Raw genomic sequence first — 8,775 nt, 5'->3', positions numbered from 1 at the left:
GGCCCCCCCCCGCGGCGGCCCGGACCGGGTCCCACGGATCGTCGTCGCCCCTCATCCCGTCCCTCGGGCGAGAGGGACGGGATGAGGGGCGTGCGTCAGCCGGAGGCGGCGCGACCTGAGCGCGCGTCACCGGCACGCCTGATCCGGAACCTATCCTCCCTCAGCCGGAAGGGTGAGCCGATCGCGCCCTGTGATAGAGGCCACGGCCCCTCGATGGGGCCAGGCCGTGGCGGTCGATACGGAGACCCGAGGCCCTACTCGGCGGCCTCGACGAAGACCGTGCCGGCCCGGGGCAGATCCAGCGCCTCCCAGGTCTCGCTGAGGGCCGCGGCGAGGCGCTCGATATGCGCCGCGTCGTGGAACGGCGACGGCGTGATCCGCAGGCGCTCGGTGCCGCGCGGAACGGTCGGATAATTGATCGGCTGGATGTAGATGCCGTGGTGTTCCAGCAGGTGGTCGGCCGCGGCCTTGCACAGTTCGGCATCGCCGACCATCACCGGCACGATATGGGTCTCGGTCTCCAGGATCGGCAGGCCCGCCGCGGCCAGGGCCGCCTTGGTGGCCGCCGCCTGGCTCTGGTGCGCCTCCCGCTCGGCGCTGGAACGCTTGAGGTAGCGCACCGACGCCCGTGCCGCCGCCGCCACGGCCGGCGGCAGCGCGGTGGTGAAGATGAAGCCCGGCGCGAAGCTGCGCACGGCGTCGCAGATCGCCGCCGAGGCGGTGATGTAGCCACCGACGCAGCCGAACCCCTTGGCCAGCGTCCCCTCGATCACGTCGACCCGGTGCATCACCCCGTCGCGCTCGGCGATGCCGCCGCCGCGCGGACCGTAGAGACCGACGGCGTGGACTTCGTCCAGATAGGTCATCGCGCCGTAGCGGTCGGCGAGGTCGCAGATCCGGCTGATCGGCGCCACGTCGCCATCCATCGAGTAGACCGACTCGAAGACGATCAGCTTCGGCCGGTCGCCGGCCTCCTGGAGCAGCTCCTCCAGATGCTGGAGATCGTTGTGGCGGAAGATCTTCTTCGCGCAGCCTGAATGGCGCACGCCCTCGATCATCGAATTGTGGTTGAAGGCGTCGGACAGGATCAGGCAATCCGGAATCAGCTTGGCGATGGTCGAGATGCCGGCCTGGTTCGACACATAGCCCGAGGTGAAGACCAGACCCGCCTCCTTGCCGTGCAGGTCGGCGAGTTCGCGCTCGAGATCGACGAGGGGCGAGTTGTTACCGGCGATGTTGCGGGTGCCGCCCGCGCCCACGCCGCAGCGGGCGGCGGTCTCGGTCATGGCGGCCACCACCTCCTTGTGCTGGCCCATGCCGAGGTAGTCGTTCGAGCACCACACGGTGATCTCGGTCGTCTTGCCGTCGGGCTGACGCCACTTGGCCGTCGGGAACCGCCCGGAAATGCGTTCGATATCGGCGAAGACACGGTAGCGCCGCTCGCCGTGCAGCTGATCCAGCGCGCCGCGGAAGTAGCGCTCGTAGCCGGAACCGGCGCGCGTCGATCCCGTTGGGGCGAGCGTCGTGCTGGGCATCCGGGTCACGGTCATCGAGCGTCCTTCGCGTATTCGGCCACGCGGGCGGCGCCTTGTAGCACCGGGTCCCGCGATCTGAGGTCTGGCCTCGGTCAGTCCTTCGCGTGAGGACCGGAAGATACGCGCGGATCTGGAACTGGTTCAAGGTAAGGTTCCGACATCGCTGCGTTGCATCCGTTGAGAGGGCGGCACGAACCCGGTAGCGTCCGTCAGGATCTTTCCCTCCGAACTTGGCTCCGGCGCACTTCCGAATCCCATGTTTCAACCCGCAGATGGCTCCTCCCACCGGAACGTCCGTGTCCCGAGCTTGCGGCGACCAAGGGTCGCGCCATGACGGACGCGAAGACGGACGCGAAGGATGCGCGCACGGAGCGCCTGAAGGCGGCCCTGCGGCAGAACCTGCGGCGCCGCAAGGCGCAGGATCGGGGCCGGACCGAAACGAGACCGGCTCCGGACGCGGACCGGTCCTGCACGTCCGAGGCCGCGATCAACGGTCCTGATTCCGACAAATCCGGTCTATAGGGCACGGCCAAGCCTGGGCGCTTCCGCGCCCGCGATCAGCACGGCCGGCCGCGCGCCATCGGGGATGCGCCGCCCAAGGACACACGATGGACCGCATCCACATCACCGGCGGCGCGCCGCTCAACGGCGTGATCCCGATCTCGGGCGCCAAGAATGCGGCGCTGCCGCTGATGATCGCCAGCCTGCTCACCGGCGAGACGCTGGAATTGATCAACGTGCCGCGGCTCGCCGACATCGCCGCGCTGACGCGGATCCTGGGCAACCACGGCGTCGACCACATGGTGGTCGGCAAGCGCCCCGGTCAGACCACCGAGACGGGCCAGACCATCCGGCTCACCGCCTCGAACGTCATCGACACCACCGCGCCCTACGACCTCGTCTCGACCATGCGGGCGAGCTTCTGGGTGATCGCGCCGCTGCTCGCCCGGTTCGGCGAGGCCAAGGTGTCGCTGCCCGGCGGCTGCGCCATCGGCACCCGGCCGGTCGACCTGCTGATCATGGCCTTGGAGAAGCTCGGGGCCGAGATCGAGATCGACGCCGGCTACGTGGTCGCCCGCACGAAGAACGGCCTGCGCGGCGCCGAGATCGTCTTCCCCAAGGTCACGGTCGGCGGCACGCATGTGGCGCTGATGGCGGCTGCGCTCGCCTACGGGACCACGGTGATCGAGAACGCCGCCCGCGAGCCGGAGGTCGTCGACCTCGCGGAGTGCCTGAACAAGATGGGCGCGAAGATCCGCGGCGCCGGCACGCCCCATATCGAGATCGAAGGCGTGGCCCGTCTGAACGGCGCCCGCCACGCGGTCCTGCCCGACCGGATCGAGACCGGCACCTACGCCATGGCGGTCGCGATGGCCGGCGGTGACGTCGTCCTGAAGGATACGCGGGCCGATCTGCTGCACGCGGCCCTCGACATCCTGTCGACCACGGGCGCCGAGATCACCCCGGTCGAGGGCGGCATCCGCGTGCGCCGCAACGGCGCCGGCATCGCGGCGGTCGACGTCACCACGGACCCGTTCCCGGGCTTCCCCACGGATCTGCAGGCGCAGTTCATGGCGCTGATGACGCTGGCCAAGGGCCAGTCGCATATCCGCGAGACGATCTTCGAGAACCGGTTCATGCACGTGCAGGAACTGGCCCGGCTCGGCGCGAAGATCCGCCTCGAGGGCGACCTCGCCATCGTCGAGGGCGTGGAGCGGCTGAGGGGGGCACCCGTCATGGCCACCGACCTGCGCGCCTCGGTGTCCCTGGTGATCGCGGGCCTCGCCGCCGAAGGCGAGACCCAGATCAACCGGGTCTACCATCTCGACCGCGGCTTCGAGGCGCTTGAGGCCAAGCTCGGCCGCTGCGGCGCGCAGATCGAGCGCGTCCGGGCCTGAGCGACCCCTGCGGTCCGGGACGTCGATGGACGTCGGCGGGCCGCCGATGTCGTCTGAACCCTGACCGCCGATCCGGGGCGCGGGATCCGGTTCTACGGCCGGGCCCAGGGCGGGCGGCCTCTGCTCGATCTGCAGGACGGCGGCGGAGACGAGAACCGGCACGTCTGTGCGGTCGATCGCCGGGACCAACCGGGACCTGACGCCCATTCCGGGCGGCGCGGCCGGGCTCGTCCGGGTCAGCCAGACGAGCCCCCTCACGGGGAGGCGTTCCGCGCGCAGGTGATCCGGGCGATCGGCGATCCGGACACCGCGGCGGGGCTGGACCTGATGCGTGCGCGCTCGCCGGTTCACCGGGCCGGCGGGATCCGGGCGCCCCTCCTGATCGCGCAAAGCGCCACCGCCCCCCGGGTGAAGCAGGCCGAGTCCGACCAGAGGGTCGCAGCCCTCGATGCGAAGCGCCTCACGGTGAACGATCCGCTGTTCCCGGACGAGGGCCACGGCTTCGTGCGGCCCGAGAACCGCCTCGCTCTCTATGCCCGGGCGGAGGCCATCCTGGCCCGGCATCTCGGCGGCCACGCCGAGAGCCCCCGGACGCGGCGGCCGAGGCGGGCCGTGCCCCGCAGGTCATGCGCGACAGCGGATGCTCAATCCTCGATCTGCCCGCGCCTGTAGCCGAAGCCGGGTATGTCGCAGCCGCAGGGCGCATTGGGCGGCGCCGGGCGCGTCAGGCATGTGCCGCGGGCGGTCACGCAGACGCTGTCATCCCACGACCGCCCCGGGCCGGTGCGCCATTGAGGCCGGATCCGGTCGGACGCATCGTCGAATGGCGGCGGGGGCGGAGGCCAGCCGTAGCCATCGTCGGCGGGCGGTGGCGGCCGGCGATCTCGGGGCGGCGGGGCGTAGACGTCCCGGTCCGGCCCCGGTCGGCCGTAGATGTAGGGCCGCGCGTCGGGGCCGACCTGCGCAGCCGCGGGACCGGCCGCGTGAATCCCCAGTGCCAGCGCCGCCAGAGTCGCGTGCGTCGTGAACTTGGCCATCCTCGACCCTGCCTCGACCCTGCTTCGATCCGTCCGCCGCGCCTCTAGCCGACGGCGCTGGGTCGAGCCTGTGCCCCGTCCGCGCCCGGCATCCTCAGGTCGGGCGTTGCCCGAACGGGGCTGCGCCGCTACCTACGCCCTGCCGCGGGGCCCCTCGCCGACCGGCCCACGCCCCGCGTTCGCCGAGGACCCTCTGCATGGAGCTGCTCAAGCTCGCCGCCCTCGACATCGAGGACTTGACCGTGATCTCAGCCCACCTGCAGGACGCGATCCTCCGGCCGGAGGATCTGACCTATCTCGCCGGTGAGCAGCGCTTCCTCATGGCGGTGCGACGCTTCGACTGGACACCGGACGCCCCGCCCCGGCGGCGCCTCGCCGGCCTGCACATCGAGCGCGTCCGGGGCGTGAAGAGCCGCGGCCTGAAGCCGGGCGACGCCACGCCGATGAGCCTGCTCGCGCTGACCTTCGAACAGACGGATGCGCCGTCGGGTCACATCGATCTCGTCTTCTCGGGCGGTGCGGCCCTTCGGCTGGAGGTCGAGTGCATCGAGGTCCGGATGAAGGATCTCGGCCCGGTCTGGGAATCGGCCACCCGTCCCGGCCACGACATCGACACCGACACGACCGCCGGCCCGGCGGCCTGACGCGAGACAGAGAGCTTTCCGATGGTCCGGCTCGACAGCAGCGATCCGAATTTCGCCACCGCCTTCGCGCATCTCCTGACGGTGAAGCGTGAGATCGCCGAGGACGTGGACGAAGCGGTCCGCGCCATCATCGCCGACGTCGTCGCCCGCGGCGACGCGGCCCTGGTCGACTTCACGCGCCGCTTCGACCGGCTCGGCACCGATTTCTCCGCCGAGCACCTGCGGGTCACCGACGCGGAGATCGCCGCGGCGGTCGCCGCCTGTCCGCAGGAGTCCCTCGAGGCCCTGCGCCTCGCCGCCGAGCGGATCGAGAGCTTCCATCGGGCGCAGCGGCCCACGGACCATCGCGCCACGGACGCGCTGGGCGTCACCGCCGGCTGGCGCTGGACGGCGCTCGAATCGGTGGGGCTCTACGTCCCGGGCGGGACGGCGAGCTATCCCTCCTCGGTGCTGATGAACGCGCTCCCCGCCCGCGTCGCCGGCGTGCCGCGGCTCGTCATGGTCGTGCCGACCCCCGACGGCCAGATCAATCCGCTGGTCCTGGCCGCCGCGCAGCTCGCCGGCGTCCACGAGGTCTACCGGGTGGGCGGGGCCCAGGCGGTGGCCGCCCTCGCCTACGGCACCGCCACCATTGCTCCCGTCGCCAAGGTCGTCGGGCCCGGCAATGCCTGGGTCGCCGCGGCCAAGCGCCGGGTCTTCGGCCAGGTCGGGATCGACATGATCGCCGGCCCCTCCGAGGTGCTGATCCTGGCCGACGGCCACGCCAACCCGGACTGGGTCGCCGCCGACCTGCTGGCGCAGGCCGAGCACGACGTCGCCGCCCAGGCGATCCTGATTACCGACAGCGCAGACCTGGCGGACGCCGTCGAGGCGGCCGTCGAGCGCGCCCTCACCACCCTGCCCCGTCAGGAGATCGCCCGGGCGAGCTGGCGCGACTACGGCGCCGTCATCCGGGTCCGGACCTTCGACGATGCCGTCCCCCTCGTCGACCGCCTCGCCCCCGAGCACCTGGAGATCGAGACGCAGGATGCGGAGGCGCTCGCCGCCAAGGTGCGCAATGCCGGAGCGATCTTCCTCGGCTCGCACACGCCGGAGGCGATCGGCGACTATGTCGGTGGGCCGAACCACGTCCTGCCCACCGCCCGGTCCGCCCGCTTCTCCTCCGGCCTCGGGGTGCTCGACTTCATGAAGCGGACGACGATCCTCGCCTGCACGCCGGAGAGCTTGCGGGCGCTCGGCCCGGCGGCGATAAACCTCGGCCGGTCCGAGGGCCTGGAGGGGCACGCCCGCTCCGTCGCGATCCGGTTGAACCTGTGAGGTTTTGGGGATGGCGGAGAAGCAGCGCGGGCCGAACCGCCTCGCGAAGGTGAGCCTGGACGAGGCGTCCATCGCCCGCGGCAACCCGGATCAGGAGCACGAGCGGGCCATCGCGCTCTTCGACATCCTGGAAGACAATGTCTTCGCGATCCCGGGCCGAGAGGGCCCCTACGCCCTGACGCTGGGCCTCGTCGAGAACAAGCTGTCCTTCGCCATCACCACGGTGGAGGGCGAGCCGGTGATGACGCACCTCCTGTCGCTGACGCCATTCCGTCGGGTGATCCGCGACTACGAGATGATCTGCGAGAGCTACTACAACGCGATCCGCACCGCCTCGCCATCGCAGATCGAGGCGATCGACATGGGTCGGCGGGGCCTGCACAACGAGGCGTCCGAGACGCTCAAGCAGCGGCTCGACGGCAAGGTCGACCTCGACCACGACACGGCCCGCCGCCTGTTCACCCTGATCTTCGCGCTGCACTGGAAGGGCTAGGGCGCCCTCCGCGCCGACCGGCGATGGCTGAGCCCGTTCCAGAGCCTCCTCCCGACGCCTCTCCGAAGAGGCGGCGGGTGCAGTCCGTCCTGTTCATGTGCAATTACAACGCCGTGCGCTCCGTCGCGGCGGAAGCGATCGCGCGCGCCTATTTCGGCAAGTCCACCTATGTGCAGTCGGCCGGAGTCCGGTCCGGCGAGCCCACCGATCCGTTCATGATCGCGGCCCTCGACGAGATCGGGATCGATGCCAGCCGACACCGCCCCCGCACCATCGAGGAGTTGGAGGATTGGGAGGGGCTGAACTTCGACCTAATCATCACCCTGGCGCCGGAGGCCCATCACCGGGCGCTGGCCCTGACGCACACGCTCGCGGCCGATGTCGAATACTGGCCGACTCCGGATCCCACGCTGGTGCAGGACGCGTCCCGGGAGCAGCGTCTCGAGGCCTATCGTGAGGTCCGCGACGGGCTCACCCGGCGGATCAAGGCCCGTCTGAAGGCGTAGGCGGGCGGCGTCTCTTCCTGACGATCGCGCATCGCCGAGCGGCGGATCGCCGATGCCGTGCCTGCGGACTGTCGCGCGTGGGGCTCCGCGGGTCCGCCGCGTCAGCCGCGATCGCCCACCAGCCAGGCCCGGATCCGGCCGGCGACGAGCGGCCGGGCGCGAATGACGTCGTCGCCGTCGAGGAGCGGCGAGTCTGCGAGCGTCGCGAGATAGGCGTCCTCGGCGCTGCGGCAGGCGCGGAAGGCAGCGTCTACGGCCAGATCCCGGTCCGTCAGCGCGGCTTGAATCCCGAAGTTGCGGCTGACGCAGTCGCGCCACGCAGCGTGGCGGAGCTCGGTCTCGCTCGCGGCCCGCGCGGTGCCGCAGGCCGCGGCGACGAGGACGATCGCGAGGAGCGGGGCCGGCATCACGTGGCGGGCTCGCGGCATCGTTCAGGCACTCCGTCACCCGACAGAGTGGCGGCGCAGGGTTATCAATCCGTTAAGATGTGGTGCCCGCGGCGCGGGTTCCACTGCCGGAGGTGGGCCTTGATCAGCGGTTGGCGGTGGTGACCGGGGAGGTGACGCCGCCGAGCGAGACCCAGGCGACGGCGTCCTGGCTCTCGCGCTTGATGAACACGTAGCCGGTCTTGTGCCAGGGCAGGATCGCGTTGGTCTTGTTGTCGAGCACCAGGTCGCCCCGGTCGGTGATCAGGGTGAGCACCGCGTGGCCCTCGCCCTTCTCGTCGATCACCACGGTCATGCGCATCGCCCGCCGCGGCAGGCCGGCCTGGGCCAGCAGATGGCGCTTGAGCAGCTGGAAGTCCTCGCAGTCGCCGATGCCGTCCTCGGCCAGATCCCACCGGTCGGCCACGTGCAGGTGGTCCTGATCGGTCATCGGCTCGACCGCCTTGTTGACCCGCCGGTTCACCGACACGATCGTCGCCCAGGTGGCGGGCGTCAGGCTGATCCGGGCCGGCTCGCCCCGGTCGAGCGCGCATTCGGCCGCGTAGTTCTGGCAGAAGGTCGTCCAGGCCGCGATCGGCTTGGCATCGCCCTGCACTCGGGCACCGGCTTCCGTCGGCAGGCTCGCAAGCGTCTGCGCCTGGACACCGGTGGCGAGGCCCGCAATGCCGAAGACCGCGAGGGCGGCGACGGCGGCGCGGCGGCTCCGGGGCAGCCGACGCGCTGCGGGTGCCTCGACCCGTCTCTGCATCATGGAAACCGCGAACCGCATCGCCGGACCCAACCGTTAAGCTCTCGTTAACGAAAGCTCTCACGCCGGCGGGCCGGCGGCAATGCGCCGATTAACAAAAGGTTAATGCTGTGCGCAACGCGGATAATCGTTCAGTCGTCGTTCCGAGCCG

Annotated in this window: 11 protein-coding genes; 7 read left to right on the top strand and 4 right to left on the bottom strand. The window is 70.9% G+C overall.

The features are described 5' to 3' along the window. Positions 1 to 254: 254 nt before the first annotated feature. Positions 255 to 1,550 (bottom strand): 5-aminolevulinate synthase, encoded by a 1,296-nt coding sequence (gene hemA, locus ABIC70_RS12915; protein WP_043357125.1) that lies wholly within the window; start codon positions 1,548 to 1,550, stop codon positions 255 to 257. A gap of 315 nt (positions 1,551 to 1,865) precedes the next feature. On the opposite strand from hemA, the gene ABIC70_RS12910 reads away from it, so the two are divergent. From ABIC70_RS12910 to ABIC70_RS12900, 3 genes are all read left to right on the top strand, one after another. Continuing rightward, positions 1,866 to 2,057 (top strand): hypothetical protein, encoded by a 192-nt coding sequence (locus tag ABIC70_RS12910; RefSeq protein WP_043357123.1) that lies wholly within the window; start codon positions 1,866 to 1,868, stop codon positions 2,055 to 2,057. An 86-nt stretch (positions 2,058 to 2,143) separates the two neighbouring features. Next, positions 2,144 to 3,433: a UDP-N-acetylglucosamine 1-carboxyvinyltransferase gene (gene murA, locus ABIC70_RS12905; RefSeq protein ID WP_043357121.1), complete on the top strand. Its 1,290-nt coding sequence runs from the start codon at positions 2,144 to 2,146 to the stop codon at positions 3,431 to 3,433. Positions 3,434 to 3,712: 279 nt separating this feature from the next. Beyond that, the gene (locus tag ABIC70_RS12900; protein WP_354439828.1) at positions 3,713 to 4,105 is read left to right on the top strand and encodes an alpha/beta hydrolase family protein; all 393 of its coding nucleotides are present in this window, start codon (positions 3,713 to 3,715) and stop codon (positions 4,103 to 4,105) included. On the opposite strand, the gene ABIC70_RS12895 is transcribed toward ABIC70_RS12900, so the two are convergent. Further along, positions 4,078 to 4,470 (bottom strand): hypothetical protein, encoded by a 393-nt coding sequence (locus tag ABIC70_RS12895; RefSeq protein ID WP_053610815.1) that lies wholly within the window; start codon positions 4,468 to 4,470, stop codon positions 4,078 to 4,080. The genes ABIC70_RS12900 and ABIC70_RS12895 overlap by 28 nt on opposite strands. Before the next feature lie 197 nt (positions 4,471 to 4,667). Here ABIC70_RS12895 and ABIC70_RS12890 point away from each other — a divergent pair, with 197 nt between their 5' ends. From ABIC70_RS12890 to ABIC70_RS12875, 4 genes are read left to right on the top strand one after another with little or no spacing between them, the layout of a single operon-like run. Further along, positions 4,668 to 5,114 carry a DUF2948 family protein gene (locus ABIC70_RS12890; protein WP_043351500.1) on the top strand — a complete coding sequence of 149 codons (447 nt, stop codon included), beginning with the start codon at positions 4,668 to 4,670 and terminating at the stop codon, positions 5,112 to 5,114. A gap of 21 nt (positions 5,115 to 5,135) precedes the next feature. Then, positions 5,136 to 6,431, top strand: a complete 1,296-nt coding sequence (hisD, locus tag ABIC70_RS12885; RefSeq protein ID WP_354439827.1) for a histidinol dehydrogenase — start codon at positions 5,136 to 5,138, stop codon at positions 6,429 to 6,431. Positions 6,432 to 6,441: 10 nt separating this feature from the next. Then, complete coding sequence (locus tag ABIC70_RS12880; RefSeq protein WP_043387537.1) at positions 6,442 to 6,924, top strand: UPF0262 family protein; 483 nt, start codon at positions 6,442 to 6,444, stop codon at positions 6,922 to 6,924. 23 nt (positions 6,925 to 6,947) lie between these two features. Then, positions 6,948 to 7,430 (top strand): arsenate-mycothiol transferase ArsC, encoded by a 483-nt coding sequence (locus ABIC70_RS12875; RefSeq protein ID WP_043387536.1) that lies wholly within the window; start codon positions 6,948 to 6,950, stop codon positions 7,428 to 7,430. Positions 7,431 to 7,531: 101 nt separating this feature from the next. Here the strand turns inward: ABIC70_RS12875 and ABIC70_RS12870 are convergent, their stop codons facing one another. Both ABIC70_RS12870 and ABIC70_RS12865 read right to left on the bottom strand, forming a co-directional pair. Continuing rightward, positions 7,532 to 7,858, bottom strand: a complete 327-nt coding sequence (locus ABIC70_RS12870; protein WP_075380736.1) for a hypothetical protein — start codon at positions 7,856 to 7,858, stop codon at positions 7,532 to 7,534. Between the two features lie 103 nt (positions 7,859 to 7,961). Continuing rightward, the gene (locus tag ABIC70_RS12865; RefSeq protein ID WP_420845316.1) at positions 7,962 to 8,627 is read right to left on the bottom strand and encodes a transglutaminase-like cysteine peptidase; all 666 of its coding nucleotides are present in this window, start codon (positions 8,625 to 8,627) and stop codon (positions 7,962 to 7,964) included. Positions 8,628 to 8,775: the final 148 nt, after the last annotated feature.

Source organism: Methylobacterium sp. 1973 (genome assembly GCF_040545035.1).
GTDB lineage: Bacteria > Pseudomonadota > Alphaproteobacteria > Rhizobiales > Beijerinckiaceae > Methylobacterium > Methylobacterium fujisawaense.
This window is presented reverse-complemented; position numbering and strand designations above follow the sequence as displayed.

Excerpts from the sequence above, each read along its gene's own strand:
- ABIC70_RS12880 (WP_043387537.1), top strand. The coding sequence starts at position 6,442 with ATGGCGGAGAAGCAGCGCGGGCCGAACCGCCTCGCGAAGGTGAGCCTG.
- ABIC70_RS12895 (WP_053610815.1), bottom strand. The coding sequence starts at position 4,470 with ATGGCCAAGTTCACGACGCACGCGACTCTGGCGGCGCTGGCACTGGGG.
- hisD (WP_354439827.1), top strand. The coding sequence starts at position 5,136 with ATGGTCCGGCTCGACAGCAGCGATCCGAATTTCGCCACCGCCTTCGCG.
- ABIC70_RS12875 (WP_043387536.1), top strand. The coding sequence starts at position 6,948 with ATGGCTGAGCCCGTTCCAGAGCCTCCTCCCGACGCCTCTCCGAAGAGG.
- ABIC70_RS12890 (WP_043351500.1), top strand. The coding sequence starts at position 4,668 with ATGGAGCTGCTCAAGCTCGCCGCCCTCGACATCGAGGACTTGACCGTG.
- ABIC70_RS12865 (WP_420845316.1), bottom strand. The coding sequence starts at position 8,627 with ATGATGCAGAGACGGGTCGAGGCACCCGCAGCGCGTCGGCTGCCCCGG.
- ABIC70_RS12910 (WP_043357123.1), top strand. The coding sequence starts at position 1,866 with ATGACGGACGCGAAGACGGACGCGAAGGATGCGCGCACGGAGCGCCTG.
- ABIC70_RS12870 (WP_075380736.1), bottom strand. The coding sequence starts at position 7,858 with ATGCCGCGAGCCCGCCACGTGATGCCGGCCCCGCTCCTCGCGATCGTC.
- murA (WP_043357121.1), top strand. The coding sequence starts at position 2,144 with ATGGACCGCATCCACATCACCGGCGGCGCGCCGCTCAACGGCGTGATC.
- hemA (WP_043357125.1), bottom strand. The coding sequence starts at position 1,550 with ATGACCGTGACCCGGATGCCCAGCACGACGCTCGCCCCAACGGGATCG.